Genomic DNA, 17761 nt, shown 5'->3' with positions numbered 1-17761 from the left:
GTATTATAAACATGGAACTTTATAAAGCTAACTTTTAAAGATAATATTTCCCATCATCTTCCTTTTGGTTTAAAATAAAATAAAAAGGAGGGTGGAGCATGGCGGCTTTCATTACAGGAAAACTCCTTATCATAGCCCTGCTTCTGCTGGTCATCACGGCTGTAGAAACACTGGCTTATTCGGCAAGGCTGTCAGGGGCAAGGGTCGGCCTTATTGCCACTGCTTTGTCCCTTTTCAGCTCGATTGTCCTTATATCCAGGTTTTCCACTCTTTTTCAGCAGCCGATGACAGCAAAATTGGCCGATTTAGCTCCTGAAGGGGACAAGCTTGGCTTTCTGGAGGACCAATACCGATTCCTTTTATTCGTCTCATCTGCCGGGGTCGTGCTCGGCATAATGCTGTTCCCAACCTTCATCGGCATTTTTTCGAGGACCATTGTCCAGCTGTCGGAAGAAAAAGGATCATATAGCAAAGTGCTGAAAAAAGGGTTTACAATAGCAAGCCTCAAAAAAACAGCTGCCTGCTTCCGTTTTCCGAGGCTCTCTTATCTGGACGGCATCACTTATCAGACGGTGCCTAAACGCTTGTTTGCCGTTAATGTCCTGATTTCCGGGATTTATACAGTGGGCATCCTTGCGGCACTGTATGCTTCGGCGCTGGCTCCTGAATACCAGGGGGCAGCCATGATGTCATCAGGCATCATCAATGGCTTCGCCACCATTATGCTGACCCTTTTTGTTGATCCGAAAGCGTCTATACTCGCCGATAGGGTCGCCAATAAAAAGGCCGGCTATGTGTATTTGAAGAGCTATTCACTGACCATGGTGACAAGTAAATTCGCCGGGACGCTGTTTGCACAGGCATTATTCTTGCCCGCTGCTTATTATGTTGCCTGGTTTTCTAAATGGATTTAGCAGGATGTTCATAGCTTGCCAAACTAATATAGGGGGAAAATCATGGGGTATATAATGGATTTAAGAAAGATGGTAGGGACACGGCCGCTTATTGCTGCGGGAAGCAGTGTCCTGCTATTGGATGGAATGGACAGGCTGCTGCTGCAGCTGCGAAAGGATAACGGCTGCTGGGGCCTTCCAGGCGGATCGCTTGAGCCGGGAGAATCACTAGAAAGCACAGCACTCAGGGAGCTGAAGGAAGAGACAGGCTTTCATGCAGAAGATCTTTCATTTTTCAAAGTATATTCCGGCGAGGAATTATATTATAAGTATCCTCATGGCGACGAAGTTTATAATGTCATTGCTGCTTATATTTGCACGAAATACCACGGAACGGCTGAACCAGATCCTGAGGAAGCAGTGAAGGTCGAGTTTTTCCCGTTGGAGCAGCTGCCTGAAAATATCAGTCCTCCGGATAAGATTGTCATCAATGACCTATTGAAAACTAAGCGTGCTATGCATTCTTCTGTCCTATAGAGGCCTCCCGGGTCTCTTTTTTCTTTTACGGTCCGATAAAGGTTGCTATTTGATGAAGCTATCGCAGATAATAGGAGTATTGTCCAAAAGAAAGCAGGGATTAGATTGAATTTTAAACATCTTGGGATTTCAGATCCTCTTATACATAAACTGGCCGCCCAGGGAATCGATGAACCGACAGCTGTCCAGGAAAAAGCGATTCCAATCGTATTGGAAGGCAGGGATATCATCGCCCAGGCACAGACAGGCACAGGAAAAACGCTGGCGTTCATTCTTCCCATCCTGGAAAAAATTGATCCTTCAAATGGAAGCACGCAGGCATTGATTGTCACGCCGACAAGAGAGCTCGCCCTGCAAATCACATCCGAAGTGAAAAAGCTGATCGAAGACATGCCTGACTTGAATGTGCTGGCCGTGTACGGGGGCCAGGATGTCGAGAAACAGCTGCACAAGCTGCAAAGACAGACACAGATTGTAGTGGCCACGCCTGGCCGCCTTCTTGATCATCTCAGGAGGGGGACTGTCCAGCTTGATGAGGTATCGTTCCTTGTTCTTGATGAAGCAGACCAGATGCTGCATATCGGTTTTCTAAATGAGATGGAACTGATTATCAGCCAGACACCTGCTTCAAGGCAGACGATGCTGTTTTCAGCCACCATGCCTGACGATATCAGGAAATTGTCCAAAAAGCATCTGAAGGAGCCGGAGAGCATACGCATTGAAAAAACATTTGTTCCCGAAAAAGCTATCGAGCAGCTGGCTATTTTTACGACAGACCGAGCCAAGCAGAATGCCCTTATCAGCAGGATCAGGGAAGACAGGCCATTCATGGCGATCATATTCTGCCGGACGATCCGCAGGGCCACAAAATTATACGATGCCTTGAAGTCCCAGCGGTTCTCATGCGAAGAACTTCATGGGGATCTTACCCAGGCGAAACGTGAAAAAGTCATGAAGAAGTTTCGTAATGCTGAAATCCAGTTTCTGATCGCAACCGATGTAGCGGCCAGGGGCCTTGATGTGGAGGGCGTGACACATGTATACAATTATGACATCCCCCAGGACAGCGAAAGCTATGTCCACCGCATCGGCCGCACCGGGCGGGCAGGCAAAGACGGGCTTGCTGTCACTTTCTACGCAGAAAAAGATGAGGCGGCTTTAAAAGCGATCGAGCAGGAGCTGAATATAAGACTGCCTAAAGAAGAAAGCACTGCGACTGCCAATACAACAGCTGATGGGGAAAAAAGCAGCAGTGGAGATAAACCTAAAAATCGTTCTGACAGGGACCGCAGGGCTGGCGGCGCTGAATCACGGAGAAGGACTGGCGGCCGGACGGAAGGGCGGGGTAGCCGGGAAGTCCGCAGCACCCGATCAGGGGAGAGGCGCAACCGTTCGAGTGAAGGACGCAGAGCCGATGGCGAAATCCGCAGCTATACACATGACGAGCGGAGAGAGAATGGCCGCCGATCAGGGGACAGGCGCTCTCTTAGTGATGGCCGGAGATCGTCAGGTGGGCGATCTGCTGAAAGAAACCCAAGGCCTGATGGCATACGCTCAAGCGGGGAGCGGAGCCGTGACAGCCAGCGCTCCAGAAGTTCAGATGGAACAGGCGGTCGCAGAGACCGGGGTCCAGCTTCAAATGGAAGCCGGGGACCTGGCCGCGGCAGGAGGTAATGAGAGAAGGCCGAAATTGGGCCTTCTTTTTTTATGAACATTTTTTTGCACCATTCTCACCTTTCATTTAATATATTGCTCAAAATACTTGCATCGGATATCTTTTCTCCTAAACGGCTGAAGCTCAGGCCTGCCTAGGCCTGGGACTGATTAGAAATCGGGAATACCATTTGCCCAAAAAGCTCCTTTTTTCTCCAATTTCCATAAGTAATTAAGCCCAATTTAGATAAAAAATGGAACCTTTGCATTCGAAAAAATGTCTAATGTGCAAAGGGAGGAAGATAAATGTGTTTTCAGAAAAAGACATTATTCTTGCCAAAAAAGGAAATGAGGAATCTTTCGTCAGACTGATCGAATCTTGCGAACTATCGCTTTACCGGGTGGCGCGAGGCCTGCTGTCCAATGATAATGATTGTGCAGATGCCATTCAGGAAACGATCCTGAAGAGCTTCCGCAGCATCCGCAAACTGAAGCAGCCCAAATATTTTAAAACCTGGATCACGCGCATCCTCATCAATGAGTGCCATAACATCCTGAGAAAAAAACAAACAGTCGTGCCTGTGGAGGATATTGAATATTATCTATCAGACCGGTTTCTCGGCGATCCGGCCCAAAGCATTAGCGAAGCAATCGGTGAGCTGGATGAAAAACACCGTGCACCAGTCATCCTTTACTATTATGAGGATTTCTCCGTCAAGGAAATTGCAGAGCTGCTGGAAATCAGCACAGGAACAGTAAAATCAAGGCTGAACCGGGCAAGGGCCAAATTGTCTGTCTATCTTTCTGAGGAGAGGGGGATCGGCAATGCATGATAAATGCAAGGATGAACAGCTGAAAAGAATTCTGCAAAATGAGCCGTCATATCTGCCGCACTCTATCAAGCAACAAATACACTTCACTTTATACCGCCTTCCCAAACAAAACAGGACCCTATCCATTGTGATGCATTATCTAATGTACGGAGCAATTTTTGTCCTGGCCGCACTTATATTTCTATTCTTTTTCCTTTGGAACGCTGAAAAAACTAAACAAACAGCCTATGAAGAGAGCTATAACAGAATTTTGGATGCAGAAACCTATTTCTTTTGCCAAAAAGGAGGGAATGACATGCACCAGCCCGAATAAAGAGACAAACTGCCTTAAAAAAGGGAGTGCTGTAAATGAAAGCTGTCCTGCTAATCTTCTTGACTATTTTAGGCTTAGCATTGTCCTGTAAAGGCATAGAGCTTATGCACCTAGGGACAGATGTTGATGGTGACGGGATCGGCATACAATTCCTGGGCTTTGAAATGGCTGACAGCCTTTCCGAACAAAACATTCCAAAAGCTGCCGCAGCCTTTCTTGCAGCTGGAGTCCTGCTGGTGCTGTATGGCATTATTTCAGCATTATGTTTAAAAAGACCGTCTGAGCGGAAAAAATGACAACAAAGAGTTACTGAACAACGAAAGGCAGGTAATTCTATGACAAAGGAAGGTCTGATGGATCTCAGCCTGATCATTTTTTTCAGTGCCCTGGCTATATGTTTGATTTTTCAAGGTTCCTGGCTTGCCGGCACTGCGTTTTTCTTCATGCTGGTTTCCAGCATAACCACTTTGGGAAGCTTCTTTCTCAAAGAAAAAAGCCGCTAGTCCAGAAATCTGCCGGATGCAATCCATCCGGTTTTTTTCTTTGAAAGAAAGAGGAGGAATGGGCCAATGTTCCCGGAGTGTAAAAAAGCAGCTGGATGGATGGACGGATTTGAGAGGCCTTGGTTTGTTGCGGGCGGCTGGGCGATTGATCTTTTTATAGGGAAACAGACCAGGCCGCATGCAGATCTGGAAATCGGCATATTCCGGGAAGACCAGAAAGCTTTGAGGGACCAACTCGCAGATTGGGAGTTTCGCAAGGCTGTCAATGGGTCTCTCATCACCTGGAATGGAGAATACCTCAATCTTCCGGTACATGAAATTCACGCAGTAGATAGAGTACATAATCAACAGACGGAAATTCTCCTGAGCGAGCGTGAAGAAGGAAGGTGGATCTTCCGCCGCAACTTTGGGATTTCCTGCCCAGTTGCCGAAGCCATCCTGTTCACAGAAGATGATATCCCCTATCTAAACCCGCAAGTTGTACTTCTCTTCAAGCTGAAAGCCCGTCCCAAAGATCAAGCAGATTTTCATAGTGCGAGGGATTTTCTCAGCAAAGAACAAAGGTATTGGCTGAAGCAAGGCATCCGGCAAATGGACATTCATCACCCCTGGATTTCTTATTTATAGAAGGAGATTACGAATCTAATGAAGAATTGGTAGAGGATTGCCAATTAGGGGGGAGAAAAAATGGAAGCATTGCTGGTGATAGATGTGCAGAATGGTATTGTTACGACAGGGGATTTTTCAGATGAACTGCAAAAAATGGAAAAAGTTATAATGGATTTTAAAGACAGGGGCAGACCGGTCATATTCCTTAAACATCTGGATGGAGTTGAAGAAAGCCCGCTGTATGAAAAAGGTGAAGGAGCTGAAATCATCGGGGAATTTGCCGATTATCCAGATTATGTGATTGACAAAAGGACCCCGAGTGCCTTTTTTGAGACGAATCTGGCAGAGCTGCTGCAGAAAATGGATGTCGAAAAGCTGGTGATCACCGGATTCAATACAGAATTCTGCTGTCTCTTTACAAGCATCAGCGCTTATGACAGGGGATATAAAGTAACTTTCATTGAAGATGCCACAGGCACTGTAAATAAAGATGAGACATATGAAATGCCCGGCCTTGATATCAAGGATTTTATCGGGACGGTCCTTCATTGGTCTGACGTTATCGAGGTGCTGGATTTTGAGGAATATGAAGAGATTTATTTGAAAGTGACAGAATCTTAAAGTGAAACAGCACCCTGACAGGGGTGCTGCTTTTAATTTTTATCTGACCCTCAAAGGAAGCTCTTTAACGCCTCTGACAATCATGCCAGGGCGCCACTCTAGCTCATCCGGTGAAGCATTCAGACCGATTTCCGGGAACCTTTCCAGCAGGGCTAGGATGGCTATCTCGCCTTCTAAACGAGCCAGTGGTGCACCGAGGCACAGGTGGATGCCCTTGCCAAAAGCAAGATGGGGGCTCTTCTCCCGCGTAATATCCAGTACGTCCGGATCCGCAAATTTCTCATCATCGCGATTGGCAGAATTCAGTGCAGCAATGACCAGCTCGCCTTTTCTGATCGTCTGCCCCTGGAATTCGACATCCTCTATTGCCCAGCGGGACGTGCTGTATTCTACAGGCCCATTGTAGCGCAGAAGTTCTTCTACGGCATTATGGATGAGTTCCGGTTTCTCCCTCAGAAGCTTTAGCTGATCTGGATTTTCAAGCAGGGACAGGATCCCGTTTCCGATCAGGTTGACGGTGGTTTCATGGCCCGCAATAATCAGCAGGGAGACGACGCCATACAATTCTTTTTCTGTCAGCTTATCCCCGCCTTCTTCAGCATTGATAAGCTGGCTGATCAAGTCATCACGCGGATTATCGCGCAAAAATGCAAACCATTCGCCCAGGTACTGGACAAATTCATTCATATGCTGCTGGATTTCATTCCAATTCTCGCCATTTGACCCTTCAATCAAAGAGTTGGACCAGATCCTGAACTTGTCCTGGTCTTCTGTTGGGACACCAAGGATTTCCGAAATGACAATGATCGGAAGGGGGAAAGCATAATCATCGATCAGGGTGATTTCTTCCTTGTTTTCCATCCTGTCCAGAAGCTGGTCTGCTATTTCCTTGATCCTGCCGCGCATGTTTTCAATCATCCTCGGAGTGAATGCTTTCTGGACCAGACCGCGAAGCCGTTTGTGGTCAGGAGGATCAGAGAAGAGCATATTCTCTGTAAAGATGCTCTCATGATCCATCTGGCCGCCGTAAAGTTTGGAAAAGTCCTTAATGAAGCGCTTGTCCTTCAATGCTGCAACTGCGTCTTCATATTTCGTAATGACCCAGCCTGTCTGTCCATCAGGCATGACGGTTTTATAGACTGGCTGTTCTTCTCTGAGCTTACGGTAGCCGGGATAAGGGTTTTGGATAAACTCTTTTGAAAAAATCCTGTATGCTTCCGGGTTGTCTTGATGGTTTCCATTAAACACGCTAATCGCTCCTTTGCTAGTACTAATGCATAAAATAAGCGTAGCATAAAGAGGATGTTAAAATATAACAATAACTGTCAGGCTGCAGAAATTTCGTGCCAATGTCTCAGATGATCAATCAGGAATATAGGCTTATTTCCAGAATTTCCAGCCTTTTTTTGCCTTTTCCTCTGCAGCAGCTGCCTGGCGGAAGCCGACGACAAAATCCTGGAAGATATCTTCTCGCTGTTTGATATCCACCCGATATTGCTCTCTCTCTTCATTCATGGCATGAAGATAGGCATCACGGTCCTTATTCAGTGTATCAATGAGGCTGGTAATCTCGTGATTCGTTATTTCCGCAGATTTTGAAATATAGTGGATCATCGTTTTGAATTCTTCAGAAGCCGCTTCCGAGGAATCCGACACACGTGCCGTCAATTGGCGGATCTGCTCAGAAGTGCCTTCCGAAGCCCTCGCAACCTCTTCTGAAAAAGCTCCGAATGTTTCGGAGGTATCTTCTGAAACCTGTTCGATTTTGTGAGACAGGCTTTTAAGCTGGGATTTCGTGCCTTCAGCTGTTTTATAAATAGAATCGGATATTGTTTTGACTGTGTGCACCGATCCCCTGGAAATCTCTTTTTTTACTTCTTCAAGCACTTCCTTTCGGATGCCATTCCTGATTTCAGCACGGATATCAGCAAGAAAGCTTTCTTTGTAGCTATCAAGGGCTTCCATAAAGAGTTCCATATCATTTACAGGATTCGCCTCAAAGCTTCTTGTAACGGCTGGAGGAGATGCCGGCAATGGGGCGGCATCTTCTTCGCCGCGCCCGTCCAGGTGGATCTGCATAAGATGGCGGATCATTTCCTTGCTGAGATTTTTCTCGCGCATCTCTTTAATTTTTCCCAATAGCTCAATTTCTGTATCAGTAAAAAAGCGCACCCCCTGCTTGGACCGGGGAATTACAAGAAGGCCATTCAAATCTTTTTCCCATTGCCGGAGTGTACCGGAAGGAACTCCTATTTTCTTTGATACCTCTTTAATCGTGTAAGCTTTCATAAATTGAGTTTCCATAAAAAACATCCTTTCAATTATATTGAATATAAAACATGATTTTACCTAACGTATTAGAGCCGCTTTTTATCATTGCCTGTTATATTCCGCAGTGCTGTCTTTTTTCCTGCCGTCTGACAAAAGCTCACAAAACTAGACGGAATCTATCATAGAAAGAGAAATTGCACGAAACTGGCAGAAAAAAGGGGAGGATGGCAGTATCAGCAGAGGCGCCCATATCTATACTTAACTGGAAAAGAAGGGAGGGATTGTGTCGAAAGGGTTAAGTTAACTTTAAAATTGAGGCAAATTTCTTGAAAGTCCCCTCTCCAGACTTAATAATAAAACTACTAGAATGTATGCAGCTAAGGAGAATTTGCAGATGAACAAAGCTTGGGGAATCGCTATTGCCGCCACAGTGGGTCTTTCTATTACTCTGGGAGGCTACCATTGGATGGATGCAGAAAACGAGCAGCCGGGAAAGGCCCTGGCAGCAGAATTACATAGTAAAGCAAAGAATGCGCCGATAACGAAGAATGAAATTATAAAGGAGGAAGTGATGCTGGATGTCCCATTGTTCAACCAAATGGCCGCCCCCCGGCTTTATAACGGCTGTGAGGTGACAAGCCTAGCCATGCTTATGAATTATAAAGGATATAAGGTTACGAAAAATGAATTGGCGGACAATATAGATACCGTCCCGCTCCGCTATAGTAACGGCAGCTATGGCAGCCCAAACACAGGGTTTGTGGGTGACATGGCCAACGGGCCTGGACTTGGCGTCTACAGCGGACCCATTCTCAAGCTGGCTCAGTCTTATGCCGGCGATAAGGCGGAAAACCTGACAGGCCGGGACTTTGAAGAAATCCTTAAAAAGGTTAGTGAGGGCTCGCCCGTATGGATTATAACAACGGCCAGTTTAACGCCGGCTGCTTCCTTTGAAAAATGGGACACGCCCGAGGGAGCGGTAGAGGTGACATTCAACATGCACAGTGTCGTGATCACTGGCTATGATGAGGATCATATCTATGTTAATGATCCTTATGGAACGAAAGACAGAAAGGCTGAAAAAGAAGCTTTCGCCGAAGCATGGAAGATGATGGGCAGCCACGCTGTAACTATAAATTAAAGCAACATAATACTAAAGAGTGCCTGATCAGAGCGTTCTTGTAGAAATACTGTAAATGGCATATGTGTCAGCATACATTTCAGTGCATAAAACATATGGTTGTTTGATAAGACAGCACAACTAAAATGGCAAAGAAACAAGCACCCCAAATAGCACATTGGCAATGAAGATTGTATCGTGCCATTTAGGGTGTTATTTAACTTTCTTGAGAGTTTGATCTGCTCATACAATTACGATCGATCATAACAGATACAACAGCTGGGAAACTACAAAGTGAGTAACAAGTGACAGGCAATAAGGGGAGATTTTACTGTTAATTGCAGGTCAGAAGTCGTTTTTGGGTAAAATAAGAGGGTTTTTTCCCTCTATGCAAATAAAAGCAATCTGTTTTTCGCGTTTTCGATTACATAAAAGGAATTTCTCCCTCTATAACACTCTATTGCAGAAAACCTGACTTCATTGTTTAAAAATCAAAAAGTTTAACGCAAATCACAGTTCTACCATTCAGCGATTGAGAGCGTTTACTGAATAAAGTCAAAAAAATAAAAAGCCTGGGGACATTCCAGGCTTTTTTGGTGTGTTAATTACCCTGCTATTTACATTACGAAAACGCATGTTTATTGGGCTGTGATTTTTACATTATCTGAACTGCTATGGTCATAGTCAGGCCCTCTTTGCCGTTCTCTTGCGTGTCCGAAGGCGGAAATACCAGCGCAGTGCAGGGGGGACGGCGAAAAAGATAAAAAAGATCCGGAAAAGCTGATAGCCGGTGACTGTGGCCAGATCTGCATGAACCTCGTGTGCCAGGATTCCCATTTGGTCCATTCCTCCTGGAGCAAGGCTGAGAAAGCTGGTGGCAGATGAAAGATCGTACTCGAATGCCAGCAGGATACTTAATAAAAGGGATAAACCGATAAGCAGAGCGCCGCTTAAAAGGGCAAGTGAGATGGTTTTAGTTTTGTGATGGAGCTTTTCCGGCCTCATAAGGAGGCCGATATGGCCGCCGATGAAAAACTGGGACAGATCCAGCAGGGAAGGAGGAAGCGCAGGTCCTCTCGTAAAATATATCCCCATCAAAGCGGTTGCGACAATGGGGCCGAGCAGATAAGGTGTCGGCAGCCTTAACTTTTTCCCCAGATAAGCACCTGCCAGTGAAGCGAAGATAAAGGGTATGACAGCCGGAAACAAGGCACTCCATTGCGGTATTTCTTCCTGAAGGATAGCAGCAGGCCCCGCTTCTCCTGATAAAAGCGGACCTAATACTAAAAAAGGGACAAAGAAGACGATCATCAGCAGCCTTGCAACCTGCAGAAACGTAACTGTCGTCAAGTCAATCCCTTCTGATTCTTCTGCAAAAACAAGCATTTGCGAAAGCCCGCCAGGAATGCTTCCTGTAAGGACCGTCGGAAAATCAATTCCGGATATGCGGGAAACGATGACGGCAAGGAGGACCGAGAATGCAATGGTAAGCAGGGTCATGGCAAGCATGCTAGGCAGTTTTCCTGACATCTGGCTGACTGCATCCTTTGTGAATGTCAGACCGATGCTGTATCCGACCATGAGGATCCCTGCGTCCCTCAGCTTTCTTGGCCATTCCAGCTTGAAGGGGATGAACCGGCTGGCAGCAAGAATGGCCGTCAGACTGCCCAGCAGCCAGGGAATCGGCAGGTGAAGGAGAGTAAAAATTATACCGCCGGCAAGAGCGATGAAAAAAGCAGCCAGGAACCCCTTATTATTTGAAATGATTTGCATGTTGCAACCTTCTTTGTTTGTTTAGTTTTCCTAAATATATCTTACCATTTTTTTGCTGATACCCCAAGAAGTGCGGTTTCCTGCTGCAATCTTCAATAGAAAAAGCGCAAGCCATATGGCCTGCGCTTTCTGCTGCATAAGCAGCTAAGTTTCCCCTAGAGGGGCACGGAAGGTTCAGCTTTGGGGCCGAATCGGTTCTAAGTCCACCGATTAAGCACCAGGGTTCCTTGTGAACGGAAAACAAAAGAACCTTCCATTAAGATGCCAAAACCAGAAGTCGCTGCTAATCGATTCATCGTTTATCAGTCCCTTCGATAGATTGGCTTTCCTTCCTTTTTTACCCCGGGACCAGCTCATCAAACATATAAATCCTGCTGTCAGAAGATTTATACAATAAAACCTCTAATGAGTGCTATAATATATCAGTAGTGTTAATTTTTTCCTTGTGCTTAAAAAGGGGGAAGCGTGCTATGACTGGTGAATTAATTCTGCTGGTTGATGATGATCCTGACATTCAGAATATTCAAAAGGCTTATTTATCTAAGGAAGGCTTTAGGCTTGCCTTTGCAGCAACAGGTGCAGAGGCGGTGCAGCTGGCAGGAAGCCTGGAGCCGGACTTGATCATCCTGGATGTGGCGCTGCCGGACATGGATGGATTTGAGGTTTGCCGCATCATCAGAACAAAGACAAAGGTTCCGATCCTTTTCCTTAGTGGAAGGGAAGATGATATAGATCAGATAATAGGTCACAGGATAGGCGGCGATGACTATATAACGAAACCGTTCAGCCCGCCAGTGCTCGTTGCAAAGGTAAAGAGCCATATTAGAAGATATAAAGAGCTGTCAGGAAGCCCAAAGGCTGCTAGTAATGGACGGGCATTAATATTTGGAGAGCTGGCTATTGACAGGGACTGCTGTGAAGTGACGAGGGAGGGAAAGCCCATCTCTCTGGCTGCAAAGGAATTTCAGCTGCTCTGCTGCCTCGCTGAAAATGCCGGCCGTGTCTTCAGTGCAGAGCATTTATTCGATTCCATTTGGGGAAAAGACAGCTTTGGGGATATCAGGACTGTTATGGTCCATATCAGCAATCTCCGCAAGAAAATCGAACAGGACCCGGCCCGGCCGGAATATATTATCACAGTCAGGGGCATGGGCTATAAATTCAATGGAGGTTGAGGTTTTTGGCGGATTTGAAGAATTCCCTGACTTCCTCAGCCGTCATGCCAAGCTTTCTTGCTTCTGCCATCAAACATATCCATTCATACAAATCCTGTTCATAAGAGAGCGTTTTCTCTTCCTTCTTCATACTTTACCTCCAGACCATTCTTCTCGTTGGCTATATTATAAAATGGAAAGTTAAAGTTTTATTAAAGCCGTATTAAAGTTTCGCTTAAATAAGAGGGTGACCATTATGATTGAGAACATTAATATACCTGGATACCAGCTGATTGCCGCAGAAACTGCAAATGAAGAATTTATCTTCCTGAAAGGCTACTCGGTCAAAAGCAGGGAGCAGGTGCTGATAAAGACATATAAAAACGATGTGCTGTCAGATATGGAGATTGCTGCTCTTGTTCACGAATACCAGCTTACAAAGGAAATGGAAGAAGACAGCATCCTAAAAGCAGAAGAGTTAATCATACACTTAAAAAAGCCATATCTGGTCTGCAAATACTTTCCTTGTATAACACTAAGTGAACTCAGCATCAAGAATGCCGATCTTACAGAGATGCTGGACATTTCAGCAAAACTGGCCGGGGCAATCCTGCAGGTACACCAGCAGCATATTATCCATAAATCGGTCAATCCGGGAAATATCCTTTTTAACCCCGTTGATGGCAGGATTAAAATTACTGGTTTCGGCCAGTCGACGCTATTAAAAGAAGAACATCCTTCCTTGAACGCTGCCAGCCTGGCCAATTTGGCTCATTTGCCTTACATATCCCCTGAACAGACTGGAAGATTGAACAGGCTAGTTGATTATCGTTCAGATTTCTACTCAGCAGGAATAGTATTTTACGAATTATTTACCGGTGAATTGCCTTTCAAGGCGAAGGAACCGCTTGAGCTTGTGTACGAGCATCTGGCAAAAAGTATGAAGAATCCCTGTGATTCAAATCCTGATCTTCCACCTGTAATTGCGTCAATTATCATGAAACTGCTTGAAAAAATGCCTGAAAATCGATACGGCAGCGCTTTCGGGATACGCGCCGATCTTCTCCGTGCCCTCGAAAATCTAAAGTCCGGGAAGCGGCAAGAAGTGTATCCACTTGGGAAAGACGATGATAGTATGCTGTTTGAACCCGGAAGGAAGCTGTATGGACGTGACAATGAAAAAGCACAAATCCTTCATGTTTTTGAGGAGGTCAGCCGGGGGGGTACAGGCGCCGTGTTCCTGCCAGGTTCACCGGGGATGGGAAAGACGGCTCTTGTACACGAGATCCAAAAGCCGCTCATCCGGGAAAAAGGCTATTTTGTTTCCGGAAAATATGACATGCTGCAAAGGCAGATGCCTTATGCCCCGATCATTGCAGCATTCCGTTCTCTCGTTCTCCAGGTAATGCTTGAGAGCGAAAGCCGCAGAGCGATGTGGGCATCTAAATTGAAGGACGGCTTTACCGGAAATTATGCGGTCCTTTTCTCAGTCCTTCCAGAGCTGGGCTTGCTTATGGGAGAGCAGGTTGAAGAAGGGCCAAATGGAGCCGACGCCCATCAGCAATTTTTGTTTCATATCCACCAGTTTATATGCCTGTTTGCAGATGAACAGCATCCGCTTGTTCTCTTTCTTGATGATCTTCAGTGGGCGGATATTGCTTCGCTTGAGCTGATCGAATATCTCCTGCTGAAGGGCATGATTCCCCATTTTATGCTTATTTGTGCATACAGGGACAATGAAACAGGGTCCAGGCATCCAGTAAGAAGGACACTTGCCAGGCTGGAAGAAGGAGCAGCAGAGATTCATCATATCCCGGTTCGCACGCTCAGTCAAAAGGAGATTTATGCATGGGTAGGAAATGCCCTGAGAGATGATGGGAAAACGGTTTTGGAACTCGGAGGGCTCTTACACAGGATAACCGGGGGCAACCCGCTGTTCATCAGCCAGCTTTTATTTTCATATTTTGAGGATGGCTTCATTACCAGGGATCCAGCAGAAAGAAAATGGAAAGCTGATATCGGAAAAATAATGGAAAGGCCAGTGGATGACGGAATATCCGGTTTTATGCTGGAGCGTTTCCAGAAGCTGCCTGAAAAAGCAAAAGAGGTTTTAAAGGCTGCCTCCTGCTTTGGCAACAGATTTGATTTCAAAACGCTTTCCCTCCTGTTCAAAGACCGTCCAGGGTGGCTCGCTGAATCTCTTTGGCTGGCCCTTGAATCTGGCTTTATTCTCCCTAGAGATCCTTTATATAAATATATTCATTCCAGCGGCTATGTGAATGCTATGCCAACAGAGTACAGCTTCCTTCACGATACCGTCCAGCAGGCAGTCTATCAGTCTATGAACCTGGAAGAACAGAATGCCTCCCATTTGAAAATCGGCAGGCTGCTTGTCGGCATGAAGGAGAATACACCGTCACGCCTTTTCCAGATTGTCCACCATTTGAATATCTGCAGTGAACAGCTTGAAATGAAAGAAAGGGCTCCGCTGGCAGAATGGAATGCCGCTGCAGGAGAACTTGCCAAGGATGCTGCTGCCTTTCGGGAAGCGCTTTCTTATTTCCAGGCTGCACTTAAGCTCGCCGGGGAAGATTGGAACGGGAAATATGAACTGACTTTCCGCATATTCAAAGGTCTTGGTGAATGCTTTTATTTGACAGGAAAATTGGTTGAAGCTGAAAGAACCTTCGCTATAGTGCTTGAAAATGCAAAAACTGATTATGAGAAGTTATCAATTTATAATCTGCAAATCACTTTATTCACTCATATGCACAGGGTGAAAGAGGCGGTCAGCTCAGGAATAGAAGGCCTTAAGCTTTACGGAATCACTTTTGCACCAAGCATCGGCAAACATGCTATTGTGATGGAGTTTCTCCGTGCAAAATTTGCTTTAAGCGGTAAATCACAAGAAGACATAATGTCCCTTCCTGAAATGGTGGACCGGGACAAAAGGCAAATCCTGCAGACGCTCATCAACCTGAACGCTCCATCCTACCATGCAGACCAGAATCTTGCCACCATGCTGATGCTGAAGGCACTAAACTACACGCTCAACAACGGATTAACCGACTTAAGTGCCCTTGTATTCAATAATTACAGCCTGATATTAAGCGCGGGATTCAGCGATTTCAAGGGCAGCTACGACTATGGCAGGCTGGCGATCAAACTGTCTCAGCATTTTGGTGTCACAGGCATTAAAGGCCGTGTGCAGTTTGTCTTTGGAAGCTTTGTCAGCCACTGGAGACACCCGATTTCAGAAAATCTCCACCACCTCACGGATTCACAGAGATACTGCCTGGATGCAGGAAATATCCATCTTGCCGGTGCTAATAGTTCATTCATCGTCATCACATTATTTATGAAAGGATCGCCGCTTGAAGAGGCGCTGGATGGGATCCGGAATCAGATCATGTTCGTCAATAGGATTCAATATCCTATTTCAATCGGTTTTTTGACGGAGATGGAGGAATGGGTCCTCTATTTGAAGAAGGAAAAAGAGAGTCATGACTGGACCTTTACTCCTGTGCTCGATGATGACTCTGCAAAAATCATCCATTATACGATCCGGCTGCAGATGAGCTATCTTTTTCAGAAAACTGAATATGCCGATGAACTGATTCAGAAACTGGCACCGCTTATCAGCAAAAGGCTGACGCTTGTCATTGTCCCTGAATACCATTTCTATCATGGTTTATGGCTTGTCCGTTTTTATGAACATGAAAAGCAGAAAAAGAAAAAAGCTCTTCATTTGGCTAAACTGAAGGACTCTATATCAAAAATGAAACGCTGGGCAGCTCTTTCCCCGTCGAATTTCCGTCATAAATACTTGCTTTTAAAAGCAGAATACCGAAGGATTGCCAAGAGGGATTCCAATCTTTTTAATATTTATGATGAAAGCATTCAGGAAGCCGAAAAGAACGGCTTCCTGCAGGATGCTGCCCTTGCAAATGAATGTGCAGGCCGATACTTTTCTGCGCAGGGATATAGCAGGATGGCAAGTTCCTTTTTCTCAGAAGCTTTTAAATGCTATCGCCTTTGGGGTGCAGAAGCCAAGGCTGATGATCTTCGGAAGAAGGTTAAAATTTCCTTACCGAAGGAACCGGAAACCAGTCATTCCATTCAGTTTGATGAGTATGCCCTTGTTTCCGCCGCCCAGAGCATATCCAGGGAAGTAGTGCTTGAAAATCTGCTGGCCCGGCTAATGGAGGTTACCATGCATTACAGCGGAGCAGACAGGGGGATTCTGCTCTTTAAACGGGATGGAATTTGGACGATCGGGGAGTATGCCGGTGGGGGTGAACGGCCAAAACGCTTCGAGCCGGTCCAAGGAAGAGAAATGCTGTCCGAACAGGCAATAGAACTTGCAGAGCTGAGCAGAGAAGGAATCATTCTTGATTATGCCTGTGAAAACAGTCTGATTTCAGGGGATCCTTATGTCAAAAGGATGCTGTTGAAGTCGCTCATTTGCCTGCCGATCCTGAATAAGGGTGAAGTAAAGGGTATGATGTACCTGGAAAACAACCAGATTTCGCATGCATTCACAAAAGAAAATCTCCGGGTTCTTGAATTGATTGCCTCTCAGGCAGCCATATCTTTGGAAAATGCAGATCTGTATGAGAGGATGGAAGCAAGGGTTGCCCGGCGGACCGAAGAGCTGAATGAAGCAAATATCCGCCTGGAGAGGGCCAATAAAGAACTCGACCGCTCAAGGCAGGCAAAGAACACTATATTATCAGACATCTCTCATGATTTAAGGTCTCCGCTTGCTGCCGTTAAGGGCTATATAGAAGCTGTGCAGGAGGGTATTGCCGAATCAGAAGAGCAAAAAAGAGAATTTCTTAAGCGAAGTGTCAGCCGCCTGAATGAACTGAATGTCCTGATCCGCGACTTGTTTGATCTTTCCCGTATGGAGGCTGGCCAAATACGGTTTGAGATGGATTATTTGCCCCTTGGCCAGATGCTGGTCAATATTAGGAAGCAATTTAAATTTGAAGCCGAAAAGAAAGGACTTTATTTTGTCCTGGATCTGGAAAACACGAATGTTGAGAATGTTCCGTTGGTGGAGGCAGATCCCGCCCGTCTGCTGCAGGCCTTCTCCAATCTGGTCTCAAACAGCATCAGGCATACAGAGACTGGCGGTTTGATCCTTAGCGCCAGGCTGGCATCCCAGGGCGGAAGTGTCAGGATATGCCTGTCAGATACCGGCAGCGGCATCCCGGCTGCAAGGCTTCCATTTATTTTTGACAGGAACTATACCAAGGCAAGCAGTAACAGCAGGATGGCCGGAAATGGCATCGGACTTTCGATTACAAGGGAAATCATCGCAAGGCATAATGGTAAAGTTTGGGCCGAGAGCAATGAAGGAGAAGGGACTTCCGTTTTCATTGAACTGCCAATCTATCATTTTGCCGCAGAAATGGTTTAGTAAATGATTATCGCTTTACGCCGGGGACAAAAAAAGATACTATGTAATTGTCAATC

16 protein-coding genes are annotated in these 17761 nt (G+C 45.9%); 12 read left to right on the top strand and 4 right to left on the bottom strand.

Features of this window, described 5'->3' with window-relative positions:
• Window positions 1–98: 98 nt before the first annotated feature.
• From RBB45_RS04090 to RBB45_RS04050, 9 genes are all read left to right on the top strand, one after another.
• A complete protein-coding gene (locus RBB45_RS04090) occupies window positions 99–914 on the top strand; it encodes a lipid II flippase Amj family protein (protein ID WP_306009129.1) in 816 nt (271 codons plus the stop codon).
• Between the two features lie 42 nt (window positions 915–956).
• On the top strand, window positions 957–1430 hold the full coding sequence (locus tag RBB45_RS04085; RefSeq protein ID WP_101547826.1) for an NUDIX hydrolase: 474 nt from the start codon (window positions 957–959) through the stop codon (window positions 1428–1430).
• A 99-nt stretch (window positions 1431–1529) separates the two neighbouring features.
• Window positions 1530–3104, top strand: a complete 1575-nt coding sequence (locus RBB45_RS04080; RefSeq protein ID WP_253619093.1) for a DEAD/DEAH box helicase — start codon at window positions 1530–1532, stop codon at window positions 3102–3104.
• Window positions 3105–3391: 287 nt separating this feature from the next.
• Window positions 3392–3916 (top strand): sigma-70 family RNA polymerase sigma factor, encoded by a 525-nt coding sequence (locus tag RBB45_RS04075; RefSeq protein WP_022543903.1) that lies wholly within the window; start codon window positions 3392–3394, stop codon window positions 3914–3916.
• On the top strand, window positions 3909–4229 hold the full coding sequence (locus RBB45_RS04070) for a hypothetical protein (RefSeq protein WP_009793633.1): 321 nt from the start codon (window positions 3909–3911) through the stop codon (window positions 4227–4229). Before RBB45_RS04075 ends, RBB45_RS04070 begins: the two co-directional genes overlap by 8 nt.
• A 35-nt stretch (window positions 4230–4264) precedes the next feature.
• On the top strand, window positions 4265–4525 hold the full coding sequence (locus RBB45_RS04065) for a hypothetical protein (protein WP_009793634.1): 261 nt from the start codon (window positions 4265–4267) through the stop codon (window positions 4523–4525).
• Window positions 4526–4564: 39 nt separating this feature from the next.
• On the top strand, window positions 4565–4732 hold the full coding sequence (locus RBB45_RS04060) for a hypothetical protein (protein ID WP_009793635.1): 168 nt from the start codon (window positions 4565–4567) through the stop codon (window positions 4730–4732).
• Window positions 4733–4798: 66 nt separating this feature from the next.
• Window positions 4799–5359 carry a nucleotidyltransferase domain-containing protein gene (locus RBB45_RS04055; RefSeq protein ID WP_306009128.1) on the top strand — a complete coding sequence of 187 codons (561 nt, stop codon included), beginning with the start codon at window positions 4799–4801 and terminating at the stop codon, window positions 5357–5359.
• Window positions 5360–5419: 60 nt separating this feature from the next.
• Complete coding sequence (locus RBB45_RS04050) at window positions 5420–5962, top strand: isochorismatase family protein (RefSeq protein ID WP_094769522.1); 543 nt, start codon at window positions 5420–5422, stop codon at window positions 5960–5962.
• Window positions 5963–6001: 39 nt separating this feature from the next.
• Here RBB45_RS04050 and RBB45_RS04045 read toward each other — a convergent pair whose 3' ends face one another.
• Together RBB45_RS04045 and RBB45_RS04040 are read right to left on the bottom strand one after the other, a co-directional pair.
• On the bottom strand, window positions 6002–7210 hold the full coding sequence (locus tag RBB45_RS04045) for a cytochrome P450 family protein (RefSeq protein WP_148949415.1): 1209 nt from the start codon (window positions 7208–7210) through the stop codon (window positions 6002–6004).
• A gap of 132 nt (window positions 7211–7342) precedes the next feature.
• Entirely contained in the window at window positions 7343–8266 is a 924-nt protein-coding gene (locus RBB45_RS04040; RefSeq protein WP_306009127.1) for a MerR family transcriptional regulator, read from the bottom strand.
• A gap of 361 nt (window positions 8267–8627) precedes the next feature.
• Here RBB45_RS04040 and RBB45_RS04035 point away from each other — a divergent pair, with 361 nt between their 5' ends.
• Entirely contained in the window at window positions 8628–9374 is a 747-nt protein-coding gene (locus RBB45_RS04035; protein ID WP_022543901.1) for a C39 family peptidase, read from the top strand.
• A gap of 663 nt (window positions 9375–10037) precedes the next feature.
• Here RBB45_RS04035 and RBB45_RS04030 read toward each other — a convergent pair.
• Entirely contained in the window at window positions 10038–11126 is a 1089-nt protein-coding gene (locus RBB45_RS04030) for an AbrB family transcriptional regulator (RefSeq protein ID WP_009793641.1), read from the bottom strand.
• Between the two features lie 470 nt (window positions 11127–11596).
• Here RBB45_RS04030 and RBB45_RS04025 point away from each other — a divergent pair, with 470 nt between their 5' ends.
• Window positions 11597–12301 carry a response regulator transcription factor gene (locus RBB45_RS04025; RefSeq protein WP_009793643.1) on the top strand — a complete coding sequence of 235 codons (705 nt, stop codon included), beginning with the start codon at window positions 11597–11599 and terminating at the stop codon, window positions 12299–12301.
• On the opposite strand, the gene RBB45_RS04020 is transcribed toward RBB45_RS04025, so the two are convergent.
• Window positions 12288–12431 (bottom strand): anti-repressor SinI family protein, encoded by a 144-nt coding sequence (locus RBB45_RS04020; RefSeq protein ID WP_009793644.1) that lies wholly within the window; start codon window positions 12429–12431, stop codon window positions 12288–12290. The two genes, RBB45_RS04025 and RBB45_RS04020, sit on opposite strands and share 14 nt — an antisense overlap.
• 105 nt (window positions 12432–12536) lie before the next feature.
• Here RBB45_RS04020 and RBB45_RS04015 point away from each other — a divergent pair, with 105 nt between their 5' ends.
• A complete protein-coding gene (locus RBB45_RS04015; RefSeq protein WP_306009126.1) occupies window positions 12537–17705 on the top strand; it encodes an AAA family ATPase in 5169 nt (1722 codons plus the stop codon).
• Window positions 17706–17761: the final 56 nt, after the last annotated feature.

The sequence above is a fragment of the Bacillus sp. MMSF_3328 genome, from assembly GCF_030733525.1.
Classification (GTDB): Bacteria; Bacillota; Bacilli; order Bacillales; family Cytobacillaceae; genus Bacillus_AB; species Bacillus_AB infantis.
This window is presented reverse-complemented; position numbering and strand designations above follow the sequence as displayed.